We start from the raw sequence: 19557 nt of genomic DNA on the forward strand, positions 1-19557 counted from the left end.
AAGTTCAAGCTGGTACCATCTTCTTTGATTGATGAGTTTTTTCATATTAAGCCACCGGGCAAATTGGCTTTAGTGCAACAACAGGTGCTGTTTTGTATTTAGGCAAATAGCCGTCAGGCTTTGGTGCCAACGTGTCATTCGCTGCTCAGTTAGATTGATTTTCGTTGACGCGGAGAATGCGGACAAGCGAGGTTTAAGGAGCAGTTCGGATCATCTGAGTGTGAGAATTCATGCGCGTACTCATCTTTGTTCTTCTTCCCATTCTGTTTGTTGGGTTGATTGCGTTTTTGATTCTTGGATTGAAACCACCCAGTAGCATTAGGCTTGCGGCCGGAGTTAACGGAGGGGGCTATTGGCAGATTGGGCAACTATATAAAGCAGAACTTGCACGCGACGACATTCAAATCGATTTGGTTGAGACCGCAGGTTCTGTAGAAAACATCGAAAAACTTGTTTCCGGTGAAGTCGACGTCGCGTTTGTTCAAGGTGGTCTGGATCTTCCTCAGGAAAGCGGCTTGCAATCATTGGGTGCCATTTTTCTTGAACCAATGGTGGTGTTTCAAGGAAAACCCGGCCCAATTGGCGGCAATGCAGGGGAATGGGACGGCATCCGACTTGCAGCAGGAACAGAGGGGTCCGGAACCCGTGCGGCTGCGATCGCCCTGATAGAAGCGGCGGGGCATAAAGATACCGGCATCACGCTAGTGGATGCAGGTGGCTTGGATGCCATCGATGCGCTCTACACCGGCAAAGCCGATGCCGCATTGTTTGTCGCGCCTCTTGATGCGCCTTATCTCATGGACGCGATTTTTGACCCCAATATAGAATTCGTCCCTATGACTTTAGTCGATGCGCTTGCACTGAAGCTAGAAGGGGCAAGTTCGGTGACCGTGCCTGCCGGGTCGATCACTCTTGACCCGCCAAGACCCCCAGAAGACGTAAAGATTTTGGCATTGAGAGCGTCAATGATTGGCGGCCCTGATCTGCATCCGGCAGTTGCAGATCGTTTGGTTGCTGCTGCAAAGATCATCCATGGTCAGCCCGGCATTCTGCAAGGTGCAAGCGAATACCCAAAAACCGAGTCTCCGCCCGCTCCGTTAAACAAAGTTGCTGAAGAATTGATAAATACCGGCCCAAATTTTTTGCATGCCGTTTTACCTTATTGGATTGCTGCTCAGTTTGGCCGTGTTCTTCTATTACTATTGCCCTTGCTTTTCCTTGCACCGCTTTTGCGGATCGTTCCATCTGGATATGTGTGGTTTCAGAAACGTCGTGTCTGGCGGTTTTATCAGCGGATTGCAGCGCTGGAAGAAGAATTGGCACAAGCCCGGACGCAAAGCGATTTAGACGCGGTGGCGAAAAGTATCGAGGAACTGGATGCAAACATTGCCAATCTCAACTTGCCGCTTGCTTACCGTCAAGGTGCGTATGACGCGCGACTGCATATAGGCTTAATTCGACAAGAGATCACGCGCCGCAGCGCTGCTGAACAAGAATCCGATCCGGTCGCGCGAAGCGAAAGCCCTTGATCGTTTGATTTGTCGCACAGGTTCAGATTTCTCGGCGTTAACAAAGGATTCTGAAAGTATCGTCGGTTGATTTTGCGTGATATAGTCTGCTTTCCGGATGCCAGAATCTGTTCAAAGTCAGCTAGTCTCCCGCCGAAGTCATCCCTAAAGCCAGCATTCGACCGCTGGCACCTCGCAACGCTCAGCGGGCTCTTCTAAATCTGTTCAACCTTCACGGAATCGACCGGATAAAACGCCAAATGGCCCTTGATTTCGGCCACGTCCGGGATCGGGTCCTCATAGCTCCAGACCGCGTTTTCAGTCACAGATGACTTGTTGACGATTGAGAAATGCGTCGCGTCGCCCTTGAGGGGGCAATGGGTCACCTTGTCGGTCTTATCCAAGAACGCCATCGCGATATCGCCACGCGGGAAGTAAATCACCGGATCCTTGTCGCCTTCGTGCAGTTCCAGAGCGTTATTCGTCTCGCCCAGAATCGCACCGCCCGAACGGACGCTCCATTTGCCCGGCGCTTTTTGGATCGTGATCTTAGTCATTCCTATTCCTTCCCTCGTCGTATTTGGGCCTCTCCTCTGCCCGTTCTATGTAACAGTCCTGTGTCAGACCGGTGCTGTTGCGGCATCCAACCACAGTTGCGCGTCATGTCCCAGCCTTGGGCGGATCTTTTCCGCCACGTCGCGGTGATAGGCATTCAGCCAGTCGCGTTCATCAGGCGTCAACATATCCACCAGGATCAACCTGCGGTCAATCGGCACAAAGGTCAGGGTGCGCCAGTTCAGCATTGCGCGCTCTGCGTCGCTGCCGGGCAGGGCTGGTGCCTCTTCTACCACGACAAGGTTTTCAATGCGGATGCCAAAGGCACCTTCGCGATAATATCCGGGCTCGTTCGATAGGATCATACCGGGCTTGAGCGGTACATGGCTTACTTTTGAAAGGCGTTGGGGTCCCTCGTGCACACTCAGATACGCACCGACCCCATGGCCGACCCCATGATTGAAGTCTTGACCCGCAGCCCATAGCGGTGTGCGGGCCACGCATTCTATGTCCCGGCCCGCAAGCCCAGCGGGCCAGCGCAGCATCGACATGGCGATCATGCCTTTCAGCACACGTGTGAAACAGATTTTCTCGTCTGCGCCGACGTTACCGATGGCAATGGTTCGCGTGATATCGGTGGTGCCGTCAAGATATTGTCCGCCGCTGTCCAACACCAGAATATGACCGTTTTCCAAACGGCTATCAGTTTCTTCGGTCACACGGTAATGCATGATCGCACCGTTCGGCCCGGTCCCTGCGATGGTGTCGAACGAGATATCCTGAAGCGCATTGTCCTTACGCCGGTTCTCTTCCAGACGCGTGACCACTTGCGCTTCGGTCACGCTGCCAGGGGACTGTCCGTCCAACCAGCACAAGGTCTCAATCACAGCCACCGCATCGCGCAAATGCGCCTCGGCGCTGCCAGCGATTTCGGCAGGGTTTTTGCAAGCCTTGGGCAGGGCGCAAGGATCGCCACCCTCTGTCATCGCGTCGCCCAACGTATCCGCCACGATCTGAGGCAGCGTGGCGTCATCCACCTGCACCGGTCCTTTCAATGCCGCTACAGCATCCAGGAAGGTGCGCGGGTCATGGATAGCGACGTTTGATCCCAGGTGATCGCGAACCTCCGCCAGCTTTTCCTCTGCCATGAACAGATCAACCCTGCCAACTGCGTGCAGCACAGCAAACCCATGGGCCACGGGGTTATAGGCAATGTCCGACCCGCGAATGTTCAGCAGCCACATGATCGAGTCTGGCAGAGTGGTCACTGACGCTAGGCTCCCGTCCCGATGCAACCCCGCGGCCAGACGAGAAATCTTGCTGTCGGCCGATTCCCCGGCGAACTCAATCGGATGCAACTTGACAGGGTTCATCGGCGGGGTGGGCTGATCTGCCCAGATCCGGTCCACAAGGTTGTCACACCGTACCAGTTCGATACCTGTGCCGTCTAATTCGCGCATCGTGCTAGAAATCTGCCCTACCGCGTGCAGCCAGGGGTCAAACCCAACTTTGCCGCCATCTGGCAGTTGCTCTTTCAACCAAGTGCTCAGACTGATCTCGGGCCAGGGCACCGGCGTGAAATCCTCGGCCACTTGCGCCTTGACCTGTGTACGATACCGACCGTCAATAAACACTCCCGCGACATCGCGCAGGGCGACGCAAAAACCGGCCGAGCCCGTAAAGCCTGTCAACCAAGCCAAACGTTCATCATGTGGCGCTACGTACTCCCCCTGATGTGCGTCCGCGCGCGGGATAAGAAACCCGTCCAAACCTGTCTGTGCGATCTCATCCCGCAGAGCTGCAAGTCGCGGAGGGCCCTGTTCCGGGCGAGCAGTCACTTGAAAGGATTGGAACATGAAGGGCCTCATTCGCTGCGTTTCCGGCAGACCCTGAGGGGCAATTGGAAAAATGTCCAGATCAGCGTCCCGGTACCTGATGGCCCATTGGCGCTTCATCTTTTGGAAAAACACGCCCGCCGGAGGCAAAGCCAGCCTCAGCTGGCCTTTCGCATCCCCATCACACGCGCCCGTGCACGCGGATCACTGTCGAACAGGGCCGCCAGTTGTTCGGTCATCGCACCTGCCAACTGCTCCACATCGGTGATTGTCACGGCGCGGTCATAATAGCGGGTCACGTCATGACCGATCCCGATTGCCAACAGCTCGACCATCTTGCGCTTTTCGACCATGGCGATCACGTCGCGCAGATGCTTTTCAAGATAGTTGGCCGGATTCACGCTCAGCGTGGAATCATCGACCGGAGCACCATCCGAAATGACCATAAGGATCTTGCGCGCCTCGCGCCGCGCCAGCATCCTACGATGCGCCCATTCCAAGGCCTCACCATCGATGTTTTCCTTCAGAAGCCCCTCTTTCATCATCAGGCCCAGATTTGGTCGTGCGCGCCGCCAGGGCGCATCCGCGCCCTTGTAGATGATGTGTCGAAGGTCATTCAGGCGTCCGGGTTGCTGCGGTCGACCATCGTTCAACCACGCTTCACGCGCCTGACCACCTTTCCACGCCCGCGTGGTAAAGCCCAGAATCTCGACTTTTACGTTGCAGCGCTCCAGCGTCCGCGCCAGTACATCCGCGCAGATTGCCGCTATGGAAATAGGACGCCCGCGCATTGATCCCGAGTTGTCCAACAGCAGCGTCACCACGGTGTCACGGAATTCGGTATCTTTCTCGACCTTGAAACTCAGCGGCGTGGTCGGGTTCGCCACAACACGCGCCAGGCGACCGGCATCCAGAATGCCTTCTTCGCGGTCGAACTCCCAAGATCGGTTCTGTTGTGCCTGAAGGCGGCGCTGCAGTTTGTTAGCCAGACGTGAAACCGCCCCTTTCAAAGGTTCGAGCTGCTGATCCAGATAGGCCCGCAACCGTTCCAATTCCGCTGGTTCTGCCAGATCCTCGGCTGCGATCTCTTCATCATGAGTGTCCAGATATACGCGGTAATCCGGGTCAGCTTCAGATGCAGGAGGCGGTGCAGGCGGCTCCAGCGGCGCTTCCCCTTCAGGCATCTCCGCCTCATCGCCCAACTCATCCTCGGCCATCTCGTCCATCGAGACCTGAGCCTGAGATTGATCCTGCTGCTCTTCCTGGCTTTGCTCAGGGGTCGCATCGGCGTCCTGCTCGTCCTGGGCATCCTGACCGGTACTGTCGGGATCGGGCTGTTCCTCGGCGTCTTCCTCGGCCTGATCTTCCTGTTCTTCATCCAGCTCATCGGGGTCATCCCCAAGCTGATCGCCATAGCCCAGATCCTTGATCACCTGACGGGCAAATTTGGCAAACTCGGCTTGGTCCGAAAGAATCTCGTCCAGATTCTCCAACGTGCCTCCGGCCTGTTCCTCGATGAAACCGCGCCAAAGGTTCATGATGTTCTCGGCCGCAGGCGGCAGATCGCGCCCGGTGGCCAAGTGCCGGATCAGATAGCCTGCTGCCACAGCCAGAGGTGCATCGGCAGGCTGCTTGCATTGGTCATAGCCGCGCCGGATCGCCTCATGTCCGATCTTGACGTCAATATTGCTGGCGGTGCCGGGCATATCCCGTGCGCCCATCGCTTCGCAGCGGGCGGTCTCCATCGCCTCATAGAGGTCACGCGCCATATCCCCCGGAGGCGCATAGCGCGCATGAGTGGCATCGTCGTGATATTTGCGCTGCAAGGCCAGAGCGTCGGCTGTGCCGCGTGCCAGAAGCACCTCTTCGCGCGTCATCCGGCGCGAAACCTGAGGCAAACGCATCGCCTCGCCGGACATGCCCGAAGGATCAACCGTATAGGTTACGGACAGCTCGGGGTCATCGGCCATGACCTTGGTTGCCTCGGCCAAAGCCTTCTTGAACGGATCAGCAGGGTTGTCGTTCTTCTGTGCCATGTCCCCAAGCCTTTCACATTGCAGATCCGATTTCTACCGACAGAGAAACCGGATCCGCCTTCATCTGGCTAAAAATACCTCCGCCGGAGGCATTGCGCCCGTTAACGGGCGAACTCCAGCGGATTACCCCAAGCTTACGCTTGCCGCGCTTTCCGGCAGCTCTTCGTCGAAGCAGCGCTGATAGAACTCGGCTACGGTCTGACGCTCCAGCTCGTCACACTTGTTCAGGAAGGACAGGCGGAAAGCATAGCCGACATCGCGGAAAATCTCGGCGTTCTGTGCCCAGTTGATTACCGTACGGGGGCTCATGACAGTCGACAGATCGCCATTCATAAACGCAGTCCGGGTCAGGTCGGCCACAGTGACCATCTGACTAACGGTTTTGCGACCTTCAGCCGTGTTATAGTGCGGCGCTTTCGACAGCACGATCATCGTTTCGGCATCGTGGCTGAGGTAGTTCAGTGTCGAGACCAGTGACCAACGGTCCATCTGGGCTTGGTTGATCTGCTGTGTGCCGTGATAGAGGCCCGTAGTATCGCCCAGACCAACGGTGTTGGCGGTGGCAAACAGGCGGAAGTTCGGGTTCGGCGTGATGATCTCGTTCTGGTCCAGCAAGGTCAGCTTGCCGTCATGCTCCAGAACACGCTGGATTACGAACATCACGTCCGCGCGACCCGCATCATATTCGTCGAACACGATGGCGACCGGATTGCGCAGCGCCCAGGGCAGGATACCTTCGTGGAATTCAGTCACCTGCTTGCCGTCACGCAGCTTGATTGCGTCTTTGCCGATTAGGTCGATCCGGCTGATATGGCTATCCAGGTTCACACGCACAGCAGGCCAGTTCAAACGCGCTGCAACCTGTTCGATATGGGTCGATTTGCCAGTGCCGTGATAGCCCTGGATCATTACACGACGGTTGTGGGAAAAGCCCGCCAAGATCGCCAAGGTCGTTTCAGGATCAAACTTATAGGTAGGGTCGATGGCCGGGACGCGGTCTGTGGCCTCGGCAAAGCCTTTGACCTTCATTTCCGTATCAATGCCGAATACGTCGCGGACCGAGATATCTTCGGTGGGTTTCGCGTTTACGTCGATCGATCCGTCAGCCATTCGTCTTGTCCTTATCCTGTGGCCCGTCTTGCTGGGTCTGAACCCGTGTGTGGTGCAACATATTGCGGGCAAGGGCAAGGGAAAGAGGCAGCGCGGAAACGCTGAGGGGATGTTTCTTTGAAACTGGCCTTATCGGCATAGCGCGCCGAGGCTCGTGACTTACGGCTCAAACCAAAAAAAGGGACGTTTTGCCTTTGAGGCGCGCAGCCGTAAAGCCACGAAACATATCAACATTGCAATAATAAAATATAATGGGTTAAATCGACGATATGTTGATGCATAATCGGCTCTCGGTGTTGGCTAACGGAAAAAAGCTCCAATGGCGCTAACAATTCTAGGCCCCTCTTCGATCGCAATCCCCACTGGGTCGTCTTCGGTTATGCAACAATACACCGCGACCAAGGCCGGAGCTTCATGGAATGTTGTTGTTACGGGGACAGGGGGATTGAACCCTTCAGATTATTCTGTTTCGATTTCGTCGAGCGGGGTTTTAACTGTTGACCTCACCCCCGGTGTCGTCATTCCTCCCAACACGCAGCTGACCGTCGAAATATTCGCGTCTACGGGTCCTGGTAATGGGAATAACGACTCTCTTATAGCGACCGTCGCGCTTCCGGCTGGAACTGTGCCGTGTTTCGTGAAGGGCACTATGATAGCGACCGAAAAAGGGTATTGCGCTGTCGAGGAACTGTCAGTTGGGGATAAAGTGCGCCTTTCCAGTGGTGATCTGCTGCCCATTGAGTGGATTGGAGAAAAGACCCTGAGCGCGGAGGATTTGAGGCGCAACCCTCAATTGCACCCCGTTTGTATCCAAAAGGGAGCGTTGGGAGAAGGCATTCCTCACCGCGATTTGTACGTATCTCCGCAACACAGAATTGTTCTGGAAGGATGGCGCGCAGAACTTCTGTACGGAGAGCCTAGAGTCTTTGCCGCAGCAATCCATCTGGTGAACGACAAAACCATTCGTCAGGTTCATTTCAATGAGCCGGTCACGTACTACCACATTGCTTGCTGTCGCCACGCAATACTGATGTCCAACGGTTTGCCAACTGAAAGTTTATTTCTGGGTGATATAGCGCTGAAATCCTTCCACCGCGAAGACGTAAAAGAGTTGCTAACGCTATTTTCGGAATTAAGTGATCGCTCGACAGTGCCCTCACAAACTCGCCTGAGTTGCTTGAAGCGTTGGGAAGCACTTGTAATAATAAGTTAAGCTTGCGGAGAAAGCCCTGCCATTTACTGATCTACACCGCGGTCAAGCAAGTTAGTGCAAAGTTTGCTTCTCTAGATCGACTACCATCAATTTGAAATGAGGGCGCCACATAAAGTACGTCACAGCACCGCGCGCAAACTTTAGCTTTGAAACGACGGTCACCTACTCATAGCGAAAACCAAAGCTCATCGTTACGAAAGCCGCCTTTCACGAGGCGATCCGCTTTCAAAACATCCGGAAACTCGTCCACCCAATCCCGAAACCGGTCATTTGTGATAATGCGTGCCTTGCTGTCCCGCGACGCTTGTAAAATCAAAGGATCCGCCGGCGTTCCTTTGGGTGCGATCATGACCTGCTTGGTACGCAGACCCAAAGCGCGGCTCAGCGCCCGGTCGTTCATGTATTCGCCGTCGAGCTTATAGCCGACATTTGCATCGAATACGACACCCGGTTTGAACCCGGCCGTCTTCAGCGCCGACAGCACCAGCCGCAATGTGCCCAGATCCGGCTTACCCTCTTTCCAATGGATCACGTTGGACCCGTCCACGATGATCCATGTGTTTGCTTTGCGCCACCTGAGCCACGCGCGGAGCCCCCAAATCAGGCTGATGACAATGAATAGCAGGCTCAGTTCTCGGGCGAACGCGAATTTAGGCGGAAGAAACGGGGCCGCGAAATAAACGCCCAGCGAAAAAAGCAAAAGGAGGTATGGCATACGCACAGCGGCTGCTCCGTTAATACCCGTGTTCAAACTCCACCACTATTGCGGGAATTGAACAAGGTTTCCAGTGAGCTTGATCGCAATCGGGCCGGGCAGTGTACACACAAAGCCACAGCTGTCGGGTCGCAGATTTATTTGAAGTTCCGGCTGTCCTTGATCTGGTCCCAGGCCCAGACGACCTCTTGCAGCTGTTCTTCTTGCGAGCGATCACCGCCATTCATGTCCGGGTGCAAAACCTTGATCAACTTCTTGTAGGCCTTGCGCACCTCTGCCTTGGACCAGCTGTCATTGGCTTCCAGAATCTCGATTGCTCGGCGTTCGGTGGGGGGCAGGCGCCGGCCACCACCACCCGAAGTGCGGCCTTTGTTCTGCGTGCTGTTGGCACCCAGCACCTGATGCGGGTCCTCAATGCCCAGACGGGCCCAGGCACGGGCCTCGGGGTCGCCCATCGGCTTGGTCTCACGTTCCCACACTTTGTCCTTTGATCGCTGCGCGTTCAGTTCGGCCTCGGTGGTACCGTCGAAGAAGTTCCACTTTTGGTTATATTCGCGCACATGCTGCTGGCAGAACCAGAAGAAATCATCCAGCACATCCGGTGCCTTGGGTGCGCGGAACTTGCCCGGCTCGTTGCAGCCCTCATGATCACAGATCCGGACTGACGTCTCGGACGCGCCTGACATGCCCCGGCGCCCGCGCGGGTTCTTTTTCTTGGCGCTGGAAACGGACATATCAAATCCGAAGGGGTCTGACTTCGCCATGCTCTCAATCCTCACGAACGCATCTTTTCGACTCGGAGGCAGCAGTTTAATCTAAGCAGCCGAAAGTAGAAGAGGGGGGCGGTAAAATTTTTACCGCTGAGCGAAAAAATGAGCGTGACTGACGAGATCCGAACCTGCCTGCAAGCTGCCTTTGACCCGCGCGAGCTTGAGGTGATCGATGACAGCGAAAGCCACCGCGGCCACGCGGGCTATCAGGATGGTGGTGAAAGCCACTTCAACGTCCGCATTCGCGCCGCCGCCTTCGAAGGGCAAAATCGTGTCGCCCGTCATCGTGCGGTTCACAAAGCCTTGGGCGATATCGTGCCCCGCATTCACGCGCTGGCACTGGATATCGATACCTGAACGCGCAGAACGTCAGTCTGCGCTCATCTGCGCTGAGGGCGTTGACGCCGAAATCGCATATTCTTCTTCTGTCATGTCGTCTTCGATGCCTTCGAACAAAGGGGTCGACAAATAACGCTCGCCAGTGTCCGGCAGCATGACCAGAAAAACGGATCCCTCTGGCGCGGATTCGGCCATCTTCATTGCGACGGCAAAGGTCGACCCGCCCGAGATTCCGGTAAAAATACCTTCTTCCGAGGCAAGTCGGCGTGACCACGCGATCCCTTCGGGTCCGGGCACAGGGGTCAGTTCGTCGTAATATTCGTTGTCTATGGCTTCCTGCAGGACCCAGGGAATGAAGTCCGGCGTCCATCCCTGAATCGGGTGCGGTTCGAAATTCGGGTGGCTCTCGGTCGGCTGATGATCCTCGTTGCGGGTGTTGGTGTACCCCGATGACACAATTGCGGCGTTGGCTGGTTCGGTCAGGATGATCTTTGTCTCCGGCCGTTCCTTCCGCAGGACGCGAGATACACCGGAAACCGTACCGCCGGTTCCGTATCCGGTCACCCAGTAATCCAGTCGCTGCCCTTCGAAATCTGCAAGAACTTCCCGCGCGGTCGTGTTCTCATGGATATCGGCATTGGCAGAGGTTTCGAACTGGCTGGCCAGAAACCACCCGTTTTCCTCGGCCAGTTCCTTGGCCTTGGTGTACATACCAAACCCTTTCTGCGCCTTGGGGGTCAGAACCACCTTGGCCCCCAGAAAGCGCATCAGCTTGCGCCGCTCGACCGAGAAACTTTCTGCCATCGTTACAACCAGCGGATAGCCCTTGGCCGCGCAAACCATGGCAAGGCCGATGCCGGTATTGCCCGAGGTTGCCTCGACAACTGTCTGACCCGGTTTCAATCGCCCGTCGCGTTCCGCTGCTTCGATGATATTCAGCGCTAGCCTGTCCTTGACCGAACCGGCGGGATTGAACGCTTCGAACTTCACATAGACGGTTACATGTTCTGGCACGATCCGATTGACCCGGATGCAAGGCGTGTCGCCCACGGTATCGAGAATGCTGTCATAAAGGCGTGCCCGCCCTTGCGTTTGCCGAATAGCCATTTTGATGTCCCTCCCGGTTATTCAGTTAACATGCCATATATTTTCGGGGGGCGTATCCCTTTTTCAAATGGCGTGTACCGCTTGTGTTCAAGTCGCTGCCATTTTTTAGTACTTCCGTTCTTTTTCGGGCGAGAATACGCGTTGAAAAGCGTCTGTTCTGATCATTCGCGATCGAAGCGGGCTGGATCCATCAAGGGATAAATCTAGACGCTGGTTGCGAAAAAAAATCCTTATTGAAGGGGTGGTAAATTTAAAAGACTTAGAGGTTTCTCAATATAGCAGGCAGTCAAGGGGCCTGATAAAGACACCAATCCCTGCTACAAAGATTAGGTTTTTGAGATTTCACCGGCCTCGGGTGTTTCATCAGACCGTTTCAAAGACAAGGGCGGTTCATCCGCTTCCGCCGCAATCGGTTTCGGCGCTTGAACCTCGTCAGGGCCCTGTACTGGCTGGGCCAACGGGGTGCTGTCCATATCTAGTGCTGTGCCGATTTCAGGTGCGTCAACGTCTTCTTCCACCACGCGCCGGAACACCAGCACGTTGCGCCAGTTTGTGGTCGATCCGGTCAGGCCCGCGCGTTCCTCGCTGGGCAGCAATTCGGCGCGTTGGTATTCCCAGCCGTCCTGACCCATTTGGTTCAGGACCTGTTCAACCGAGACCGCAAAGCGACCCTCAGCCGTTTTGACGCCCTTGGCTTTGACACCTTTTTGTGGGGCGGGGATCACCTTGTATTCGTAGCGCTGCATCAACTGTTCCTAAACACCTGTTCGCGATAAACTAACACGCTGATCCCCGAGGGAAAGAGCCGTTGCCCAACCGGCGGATTTCAGCCCTGATGATTGCCACCAGTCTGTGCTGCCTTGGTCACAACCGACAGGCACAGTTCGGTCGCCAGCGCCATGTCCTGCACCGAAATCCATTCCATCGGCCCGTGAATACACTGCATCCCAGTGAACAGATTGGGGCAGGGGGTGCCGAACTCGGTCAGGCGCGACCCGTCGGTGCCGCCACGGATCGGGACGGACAGAGGTTCGATCCCCAACTCGCGACAGGCATCCCGGGCCAGATCGACTGGCGTCATGTCGTTTTCCAGCCAATAGCGCATATTGCGATACTGATGGCTGATCTCGCAGGTGATGGTCGCGCGTGGTTCGGTGGCCTGTACGGCGGCACACACCTGACGCACGATGTTGCGCTGGGCTTCCAGTGCGTCCAGCTCGAAATCACGCAGGATCAGTTTGATCTCCATCTCGGAAGAGCCGCCATTCATGTCGGTGACATGGATGAACCCTTCGCGCCCATCGGTGGTTTCCGGGGTCATGGTGGCCTGAGGCAGCGTTTGAACGATCTTTGCAGCCAGATGTGCAGCGTTCACCATTTTGCCTTTCGCTAAACCGGGATGGATCGAAACGCCTTCGATCTTGATCACCGCACGGTCGGCTGAGAAGCTTTCATATTCGATCTCACCCACTTCCTGACCGTCCAGAGTATAGGCGAAATCCGCGCCCAGATCCTTGGGCAGCTGTTCGGTTACACCGCGCCCGATCTCTTCATCCGGGGTAAAGGCGATGCGGATCGGTCCGTGCGGAATATCCGGGTTTTCGATCAGGTGCCGCGCCATGGTCATCAGGATCGACACGCCCGCCTTGTCATCCGCACCCAGCAGGGTCGTGCCTGAAGCGGTGATCAGGTCATGCCCAATTTTCTCGGCCAGATAGGGGTTTTCTTCCGGCGACAGAACCAGATCAGGATCGTCGGGGAATGAGATGTCACCGCCATTGTATCCCTTGATGACACGCGGCTTGACGCCTGTGGCGTTGAACTGTGGGGCCGTATCCACATGCGCCAAAAAGCCCACTGTCGGCCCCTGAGCGTTTCCGGGAATGGTTGCAACCACCACGCTATCGCCTGTGATCTCGATATCCTGCGCGCCGATCTGGGCCAGCTCGTCGCGCAACAGGTTCAGCATGTCGAACTGGATTTGCGTGCTTGGGGTTGTAGGGGAAGTCTCGTCACTCTGACTGTCAATGGCCGCGTATCGCACCAGCCGGTCTTCGAGTTCCTGATCAAATCTGTTCTGCATGATACCTAACCTCTCTGGAGGCGAAGAAAGAGCGCGAACAGGGGGAAGTCAAGCCGATGGCTTGCCCCCCCCAGTCTTAAGATTTCGTGAGAATACGATGTGTACAAATCCACGCGTTGCCGCTGGCAGACCTGTACACATAAAACGGGTTACGACCCAAGCTTTTTGCTGACCAGTTCGTTCACGGCCTTCGGGTTCGCCTTGCCTCCGGTCGCCTTCATGACCTGACCGACAAACCAGCCCGCCAGCTTCGGGTTCACTTTGGCCTTTTCAACCTGCGCCGGGTTGGCGGCAATGATTTCATCCAGAGCAGCTTCGATGGCGCCGGTATCGGTCACCTGCTTCATGCCGCGGTCTTCGACGATCTGCGCCGGATCACCGCCTTCGGTATAGACGATCTCGAAAAGGTCCTTGGCGATCTTGCCCGAAATGGCATCCGACGAAATCAGATCGATGATCCCACCCAACTGCGCCGGAGAAACCGGCGAGTCGGTGATGTCGTGGTCTTCTTTTTTCAACCGGCCGAACAGTTCGTTGATGACCCAGTTCGCAGCCAGTTTCCCGTTACGGCCCTTGGCGACCTCTTCGAAATACGCAGCCGATTCCACTTCGGCGGTCAGAACCGATGCGTCATAGTCGGTCAGGCCGAATTCGCTGATAAAACGTGCCTTCTTCTCGTCGGGCAGTTCGGGCAGCTTCGCGGCGATGTCGTCGACCCACGCTTGTTCGATTTCCAGCGGCAGCAGATCAGGGTCGGGGAAGTAACGATAATCGTGCGCCTCTTCCTTGGACCGCATCGAGCGGGTCTCGCCCTTGTCCGGGTCATACAGGCGGGTTTCCTGTTCGACCTCACCGCCCCCTTCGACGATGGCGATCTGGCGGCGGGCTTCGACCTCGATCGCTTGCTGGATAAAGCGCATCGAGTTCATGTTCTTGATCTCACACCGCGTGCCAAGATGCGAGAAATCCTGCGTTTCCTGATACTTCTCATAGGCACCCGGCAAACAGATCGATACGTTCACGTCGGCGCGCAGGTTGCCGTTCTGCATGTTGCCATCGCAGGTGCCCAAGTAACGCATGATCTGGCGCAGTTTGGCGATATAGGCGGCGGCCTCTTCCGGCCCGCGAATATCGGGGCGGCTGACAATCTCCATCAGGCAAACGCCGGTCCGGTTCAGGTCAACAAAGGACATATGCGGGTCCATGTCGTGGATTGATTTGCCCGCGTCCTGCTCCATGTGGATGCGTTCGATGCGAACCATGCGCGCGGTGCCGTCACCCATCTCAACCAGCACTTCGCCTTCGCCCACGATGGGGTGGTACAGCTGCGAAATCTGATAGCCCTGCGGTAGGTCGGGGTAGAAATAGTTCTTGCGGTCGAACGCCGATTTCAAGTTGATGTCCGCCTTCAGGCCCAGCCCGGTGCGCACAGCCTGTTCAACGCAATATTCGTTGATCACAGGCAGCATTCCCGGCATCGCCGCGTCGACGAAGGCCACGTTCGAGTTCGGTTCGGCCCCGAATTGGGTCGACGCACCAGAAAACAGCTTGGCATTGGACGAGACCTGAGCGTGCACCTCCATCCCGATCACCAGTTCCCAGTCGTGCTTGGCCCCGGCAATGGTCTTGGGTTTGGGCATTTCGTATGTCAGATCGAGCATGGCGCGCCTCATTTCCGCAGAAGTCTAAGCCTGCGTATTAGGCCCGGCAGGGCCTAGGGGCAAGGGGGAATCCTGACGCGTTCAGTTCTGGGAAAACTGTAGGCCCGTTGGTGTGAAGGTCACATCCATACCGCTACGCAATTCGTCCCGGAACAGATCCGAGATTGCCCGCAATGCATCCCGCTGACCCCGCGCGGCAAACCGCTCGGGCGAGTTGATGCGGACAGAGTTGTTGAACCCTGCGGTCGCGTGGGCCCAGATCATGGGATGCAACTCGGTCAAGTGGTCGCGGATCAACCAGTTGGCGGTCTCGCGCATCTGTGCGCGGAACTGGTCGGCTTGTTCGTTCACTCCACGTCCGTTCTGGATGGTGATTGCACAATAGGCCGACAGCATATTGATCATTTGCTGGTCGGGCCGCAGCCGCACGATGTCGCGCAAACCGTCCAGGAAATACTCGGTATCGACACGCGCACAGGCTTCTTCATCCAATGCAATGGCGTCGAATTGGACCCAAGTGTAGCCGCCAGCACCCCATACGCCCTGGGTCCGAGCCGCAGTGCGCATCGCTTGCAATTCCAATTCATCGTAGCTTCCGAACCAACGGGGCAACAGATGGCTGCCCATGGCACGCATGTGCCGTTGGTTGCGCGGATCCAGCGTGATCAGACGCTCGTATTCGTCTGACACACGCGCATTGGATCTGCGCTGACCGGCCAAAAGCGCGCAGCTTGCCGCAGCAATCAGCGGGCTGTCCGGGGCATCAGCCCGGCATTTGGGCAAGATCGACGCGGCCCGGTCGAAATGCGCCGCACAGCGCGATCGGTGCAACGGCGGCAGTGCCGCGTCCGAGGCGGTTCCGCGCCACGCCCAGGCCAGATCGATATGGGCAAGGGCCACGACAGTAGCGATCATCGGATCATTGGGAAAGTCTGCCATTTCGCCTTCAAGCTCAGATATACCTCCCAACAGGTCATAGTCCGAAATGGCCTTTCCATCCGTCAGCGCATGTTCCGCAGCCAGCACCACATCCGATCTGGCCCCAAATGCCAGAAGGTCGGCAATCGGCATTCCGTCCGACACCGCAGCACGATCCTGATCCGCCGCGCGCATCTCCTTGGAAAGATCTTCCCAACGATCTTGTCTGGCAAGGTGACGGCCGTGCTCGATTGTGGAATGTCCGATCAGGTTTTCATCACCTGTTCGCGCAACAGGAATGTTGAGTTGCCCTTGATCCGGCAATGCAGCAGCCAAAGCAGACTGCGTTGCGCACAAATCTGGTGCGGTTGGGGCAGATGAGGCTGATTTCTGGGCAAACAACGCCCTAAACGACCGAAACATGGCAAAACTCGAAAACTGTAAAAACACTGAACTGCTTATAAATCTGGCGAGATATTGGGCTCAGATCAAGTCAAATGCTTAACAGTTTTCGACTTTAGTGTCCAATCCGGCGATCAAGGGGCCAGTGTTTCAGAAAACAGTGAAATGATGGCGCTCTACGCGAAAACCAGCCTGTGTCAGAACGGGTTCCAGTTCTCGGTGCGGCGGGAGCGACTCGTCCGGTAAACGGATTCGCTTGCCCGATTCCAAGACGATCGAGACGCGCACGGAAAAGTCCCAGCGGGTGTCAAAACGAAAGAAATCAATGTCGTTCAGCATGATTTCACCCTGGCGCTTGCCAGTGAACCAGCGAATGGCGGTCTGGTCGATCTGAACGCCTGCGCGCGTGTTCTGAACCACATCCCAAACTGCGGGCAGGGTGGCCAGTGCCAGCAGCCACACGATCCACCACGCTGCGTCAAACAACAGGACCAGAGTCATCAAACCTGCATAAACGCTGGCCAGGATGACCAAGGTGCGTGTGCTCCGGTTCTGTCGGGCAAAAGAGTAGTCAGTCATGCGCCAAGGATGCGCGACACCATTTCGCTGGTGTCACGCGACAGGTTTGGGGTTTCGGCAACGCGAGAAAGCTGCGCGCGCATTAGTTCCTGTCGATCTGCGTCATACCGTTTCCACGTTTGAAATGCAGAACACATCCGTGCAGTGGTTTGTGGGTTCACCGGATCCAGTCGGATCAGCCAATCGGCCAGCAGGGCATAGCCTGCCCCGTCAGGCTGATGGAACCCGGCGTGGTTCATGGCCAGTGCGCCCACTACTGCGCGGAAGCGATTGGGGTTCTTCCAGTTGAAGTCAGCGTGCTGCGTCAGAGATTGTGCCACACCGGGTGTTGCCTCGGGCCCGGCCATTGCCACCTGCAAACCAAACCACTTGTCCATGACAAGACGGTCATGCTGCCACTGTCTGTAGAACGCGGCCAATTCGGCCTCACCTTTGCGTGCGCGCAGCAGGCAGGACAAGGCGGTCAGTTGCAGGGTCATGTTATCTGCATTGCCATACGCCTCAGCCGCCATTGCTCCGCCATCCAGTCGGGTGGTCAGCGCCAGCGCGGCGCTGCCAAGGGCGCGCTTGCCGGATTGCGCAGCGTCCGGCGCATAGGGGCCATCCACCAAGGCTTCGCTGTGTAGCCGGGGCAACAGATCCTGTACATGCTGGGCTGTTGCCTGCCGCAGCGTCTCAATTGCCGTCCAGATCATCATCGGATCGGGGGTATGGCCGCGTTCAAAAAGGCTTGCCGCCAGTTCCGATTGCGTCGGTAGCCCCAGCATCAAGGCCCGGTACGCTGGATCCAAATCCACGTCGCGCAGCACAGCCAGCAACCCATCAAGGTAATCGGCATCTGGTGCGGCATCATCCAGGATCATTCGCAGCAAAGTATCTTGCGCCAAAGACCGCCCAGCCTGCCAGCGGTTAAACGGATCTGTATCGTGAGCCAGCAGAAAAGCGCGCTCGGCGTTGCTGACATCATGCTCAAGAATAACCGGCGCTGAGAAATCACGCAGGATCGACGGTGTGGGTTTTGCGGCGAGCCCGGTGAATTGAAAGCTTTGCTCAGCTTCAGTCAGTTCCAACACTTCGGTTTGGCGGACCTCATCCCCGTTGGCCCCCAACAGGCCCACGGCAACCGGGATTACCTGAGGCTGCTTTTCATTCTGTCCCGGCGTCGGCTCGGTGCGCTGATTCAACGTCAGGGTATAAATGCCGTCCGCCCAGTTTTCTGAAACGGTGACGCGTGGCGTGCCCGATTGGCTGTACCAGCGCTGGAATTGAGTCAGATCGCGGCCGGTGGTGTCTTCAAAGACCTTGATCCAGTCCTCGATGGTGCAGGCTTGGCCGTCATGGCGCTCAAAATACAGATCCAGCGCTTTGGCATAGGCGTCATCCCCGACCAAGCGTTTCAGCATTCCGATTACTTCGGCACCTTTCTCATAGACGGTCGCGGTGTAGAAGTTGTTGATCTCCTGAAAGCTCTCGGGGCGAACCGGGTGTGATAGGGGGCCGTTGTCTTCGGGGAACTGGCGCGCGCGCAGGTCTATGGCGTCGTGAATGCGTTTCACCGGCGCCGAGCGCATGTCGGATGTGAACTGCGCATCGCGGAATACTGTCAGCCCTTCTTTCAGACACAGCTGAAACCAGTCGCGGCAGGTGATGCGGTTTCCGGTCCAGTTGTGGAAATATTCATGCGCGATGATTGCTTCGATGCGTTCGAAGTTCGCATCGGTCGAGGTTTCGGGGCTGGCCAGAACAGCCGACGAGTTAAAGATGTTCAGACCCTTGTTTTCCATCGCGCCCATGTTGAAATCGTCCACGGCGACAATGTTGAATACGTCTAGATCGTATTCGCGGCCATAGACGTCTTCGTCCCATTTCATCGATTTTTTCAAGGCTTCCATGCCAAACGCGCATTTGCCTTCATCGCCGGGACGAACCCACAGGTTCAATTCCACGTCGCGGCCCGACTTGGTGGTGAATTGGCCGGGGTGGGCGATCAGGTCTCCTGCGACCAGTGCAAACAGATAGGCCGGTTTGGGCCATGGGTCGGTCCATTCGGCCCAGCCTTCACCCTTGCCCGACGGGTTGCCGTTGGACAACAATACCGGAAGGTCGCCGTTGATACGCACGGTAAAGGTGGACATCACGTCCGGGCGGTCGGGGTAATAGGTGATTTTGCGAAACCCCTCTGCCTCGCATTGCGTGCAGTACATGCCGTTCGACATGTAAAGCCCTTCCAGCGCGGTGTTATTGCCGGGATCGATCTCGACTTCGGCCTCCCAGATGAAGGGTTCATCCGGTACGTCGACTGTCAGGCCCTTGTCTGTCACATCCGGCGTGACTTCAGCGCCGTTGATCGAGGCGCTGATCAGCGCGAGGTCTTCCCCGTGCAGAAAGAAGGTCCGCTCCGTGGCATCGGGGTTTGGGCGGAAAGCGATGCGGGATGTGACGCGGGTGGCGTGGTCTGCAAGGTCAAAAGTCAGGTGCACGCTGTCCACCAGATAGCCAAACGGCGTGTAGTCTTTCAGGTAAATTGTTGTGGGTGCAGCGTCGCGCATCTGGGGCCTCGTATCCGTACGGGTTTGGCGCGACGTTAGGGGCTTCGGTCAGGGGCTGCAACTGGCCCGCTTCATTCGCTTGGTGATTTTGAAGCAGCCTCCGGGAAAACCAAACATTGCAAACCGCGCGTCAAAAGTTGCCTATCGGAAACTTTCCGCCTAAATGCATCAAAGCAT

16 protein-coding genes are annotated in these 19557 nt (G+C 56.6%); 3 read left to right on the forward strand and 13 right to left on the reverse strand.

Annotation, left to right across the window (positions count from 1 at the left end; all coding sequences use genetic code 11):
• Window positions 1-230 precede the first annotated feature (230 nt).
• Window positions 231-1529 (forward strand): TAXI family TRAP transporter solute-binding subunit, encoded by a 1299-nt coding sequence (locus tag I9187_RS14195; RefSeq protein WP_209509438.1) that lies wholly within the window; start codon window positions 231-233, stop codon window positions 1527-1529.
• 194 nt (window positions 1530-1723) lie between these two features.
• On the opposite strand, the gene I9187_RS14200 is transcribed toward I9187_RS14195, so the two are convergent.
• The 4 genes from I9187_RS14200 to cobS all read right to left on the reverse strand — a co-directional run bounded on the left by I9187_RS14200 (window position 1724) and on the right by cobS (window position 7044).
• On the reverse strand, window positions 1724-2065 hold the full coding sequence (locus I9187_RS14200) for a DUF427 domain-containing protein (protein ID WP_171175282.1): 342 nt from the start codon (window positions 2063-2065) through the stop codon (window positions 1724-1726).
• Between the two features lie 63 nt (window positions 2066-2128).
• Entirely contained in the window at window positions 2129-3919 is a 1791-nt protein-coding gene (locus I9187_RS14205; protein WP_171175280.1) for an aminopeptidase P family protein, read from the reverse strand.
• Window positions 3920-4056: 137 nt separating this feature from the next.
• On the reverse strand, window positions 4057-5934 hold the full coding sequence (gene cobT, locus I9187_RS14210) for a cobaltochelatase subunit CobT (RefSeq protein WP_209940224.1): 1878 nt from the start codon (window positions 5932-5934) through the stop codon (window positions 4057-4059).
• 123 nt (window positions 5935-6057) lie between these two features.
• Window positions 6058-7044 carry a cobaltochelatase subunit CobS gene (cobS, locus tag I9187_RS14215; protein ID WP_171175278.1) on the reverse strand — a complete coding sequence of 329 codons (987 nt, stop codon included), beginning with the start codon at window positions 7042-7044 and terminating at the stop codon, window positions 6058-6060.
• A 379-nt stretch (window positions 7045-7423) separates the two neighbouring features.
• Between cobS and I9187_RS14220 the strand changes: the two genes are divergently transcribed.
• Window positions 7424-8257, forward strand: coding sequence for a Hint domain-containing protein (locus I9187_RS14220; protein ID WP_171235538.1), 834 nt, complete (start codon window positions 7424-7426; stop codon window positions 8255-8257).
• A 166-nt stretch (window positions 8258-8423) separates the two neighbouring features.
• Here I9187_RS14220 and I9187_RS14225 read toward each other — a convergent pair whose 3' ends face one another.
• Together I9187_RS14225 and I9187_RS14230 are read right to left on the reverse strand one after the other, a co-directional pair.
• Entirely contained in the window at window positions 8424-8972 is a 549-nt protein-coding gene (locus tag I9187_RS14225; protein ID WP_209940225.1) for a hypothetical protein, read from the reverse strand.
• Window positions 8973-9109: 137 nt separating this feature from the next.
• Window positions 9110-9736, reverse strand: a complete 627-nt coding sequence (locus I9187_RS14230; RefSeq protein ID WP_171175272.1) for a J domain-containing protein — start codon at window positions 9734-9736, stop codon at window positions 9110-9112.
• 108 nt (window positions 9737-9844) lie between these two features.
• Between I9187_RS14230 and I9187_RS14235 the strand changes: the two genes are divergently transcribed.
• Complete coding sequence (locus I9187_RS14235) at window positions 9845-10099, forward strand: BolA family protein (protein WP_171175265.1); 255 nt, start codon at window positions 9845-9847, stop codon at window positions 10097-10099.
• Between the two features lie 12 nt (window positions 10100-10111).
• On the opposite strand, the gene I9187_RS14240 is transcribed toward I9187_RS14235, so the two are convergent.
• The 7 genes from I9187_RS14240 to pepN form a co-directional block, all read right to left on the reverse strand.
• Window positions 10112-11188 carry a pyridoxal-phosphate dependent enzyme gene (locus I9187_RS14240; protein ID WP_171175263.1) on the reverse strand — a complete coding sequence of 359 codons (1077 nt, stop codon included), beginning with the start codon at window positions 11186-11188 and terminating at the stop codon, window positions 10112-10114.
• A gap of 326 nt (window positions 11189-11514) precedes the next feature.
• Window positions 11515-11934, reverse strand: coding sequence for a DUF4177 domain-containing protein (locus tag I9187_RS14245; protein WP_171175261.1), 420 nt, complete (start codon window positions 11932-11934; stop codon window positions 11515-11517).
• A gap of 80 nt (window positions 11935-12014) precedes the next feature.
• Window positions 12015-13271: a peptidase T gene (pepT, locus tag I9187_RS14250; RefSeq protein WP_171175259.1), complete on the reverse strand. Its 1257-nt coding sequence runs from the start codon at window positions 13269-13271 to the stop codon at window positions 12015-12017.
• Between the two features lie 149 nt (window positions 13272-13420).
• Entirely contained in the window at window positions 13421-14932 is a 1512-nt protein-coding gene (gene gatB, locus I9187_RS14255; protein WP_171175256.1) for an Asp-tRNA(Asn)/Glu-tRNA(Gln) amidotransferase subunit GatB, read from the reverse strand.
• 81 nt (window positions 14933-15013) lie between these two features.
• Window positions 15014-16273 carry a hypothetical protein gene (locus I9187_RS14260; RefSeq protein WP_171175254.1) on the reverse strand — a complete coding sequence of 420 codons (1260 nt, stop codon included), beginning with the start codon at window positions 16271-16273 and terminating at the stop codon, window positions 15014-15016.
• Window positions 16274-16402: 129 nt separating this feature from the next.
• Window positions 16403-16831 (reverse strand): hypothetical protein, encoded by a 429-nt coding sequence (locus I9187_RS14265; RefSeq protein ID WP_171175252.1) that lies wholly within the window; start codon window positions 16829-16831, stop codon window positions 16403-16405.
• Window positions 16828-19380, reverse strand: coding sequence for an aminopeptidase N (pepN, locus tag I9187_RS14270; RefSeq protein ID WP_171727826.1), 2553 nt, complete (start codon window positions 19378-19380; stop codon window positions 16828-16830). Before pepN ends, I9187_RS14265 begins: the two co-directional genes overlap by 4 nt.
• Between the last annotated feature and the right edge of the window lie 177 nt (window positions 19381-19557).

Origin of the sequence: Ruegeria sp. HKCCE4148, from assembly GCF_017872495.1 — a bacterium.
Classification (GTDB): Bacteria; Pseudomonadota; Alphaproteobacteria; order Rhodobacterales; family Rhodobacteraceae; genus Ruegeria.

What these genes read in the sequence shown, in the direction of transcription:
- I9187_RS14225 (WP_209940225.1), bottom strand. Translation starts at nt 8,972, where the DNA reads ATGCCATACCTCCTTTTGCTTTTTTCGCTGGGCGTTTATTTCGCGGCC.
- I9187_RS14195 (WP_209509438.1), top strand. Translation starts at nt 231, where the DNA reads ATGCGCGTACTCATCTTTGTTCTTCTTCCCATTCTGTTTGTTGGGTTG.
- I9187_RS14200 (WP_171175282.1), bottom strand. Translation starts at nt 2,065, where the DNA reads ATGACTAAGATCACGATCCAAAAAGCGCCGGGCAAATGGAGCGTCCGT.
- I9187_RS14265 (WP_171175252.1), bottom strand. Translation starts at nt 16,831, where the DNA reads ATGACTGACTACTCTTTTGCCCGACAGAACCGGAGCACACGCACCTTG.
- I9187_RS14205 (WP_171175280.1), bottom strand. Translation starts at nt 3,919, where the DNA reads ATGTTCCAATCCTTTCAAGTGACTGCTCGCCCGGAACAGGGCCCTCCG.
- I9187_RS14235 (WP_171175265.1), top strand. Translation starts at nt 9,845, where the DNA reads ATGAGCGTGACTGACGAGATCCGAACCTGCCTGCAAGCTGCCTTTGAC.
- cobS (WP_171175278.1), bottom strand. Translation starts at nt 7,044, where the DNA reads ATGGCTGACGGATCGATCGACGTAAACGCGAAACCCACCGAAGATATC.
- gatB (WP_171175256.1), bottom strand. Translation starts at nt 14,932, where the DNA reads ATGCTCGATCTGACATACGAAATGCCCAAACCCAAGACCATTGCCGGG.
- pepN (WP_171727826.1), bottom strand. Translation starts at nt 19,380, where the DNA reads ATGCGCGACGCTGCACCCACAACAATTTACCTGAAAGACTACACGCCG.
- cobT (WP_209940224.1), bottom strand. Translation starts at nt 5,934, where the DNA reads ATGGCACAGAAGAACGACAACCCTGCTGATCCGTTCAAGAAGGCTTTG.
- I9187_RS14230 (WP_171175272.1), bottom strand. Translation starts at nt 9,736, where the DNA reads ATGGCGAAGTCAGACCCCTTCGGATTTGATATGTCCGTTTCCAGCGCC.
- I9187_RS14260 (WP_171175254.1), bottom strand. Translation starts at nt 16,273, where the DNA reads ATGTTTCGGTCGTTTAGGGCGTTGTTTGCCCAGAAATCAGCCTCATCT.
- pepT (WP_171175259.1), bottom strand. Translation starts at nt 13,271, where the DNA reads ATGCAGAACAGATTTGATCAGGAACTCGAAGACCGGCTGGTGCGATAC.
- I9187_RS14220 (WP_171235538.1), top strand. Translation starts at nt 7,424, where the DNA reads ATGCAACAATACACCGCGACCAAGGCCGGAGCTTCATGGAATGTTGTT.
- I9187_RS14245 (WP_171175261.1), bottom strand. Translation starts at nt 11,934, where the DNA reads ATGCAGCGCTACGAATACAAGGTGATCCCCGCCCCACAAAAAGGTGTC.
- I9187_RS14240 (WP_171175263.1), bottom strand. Translation starts at nt 11,188, where the DNA reads ATGGCTATTCGGCAAACGCAAGGGCGGGCACGCCTTTATGACAGCATT.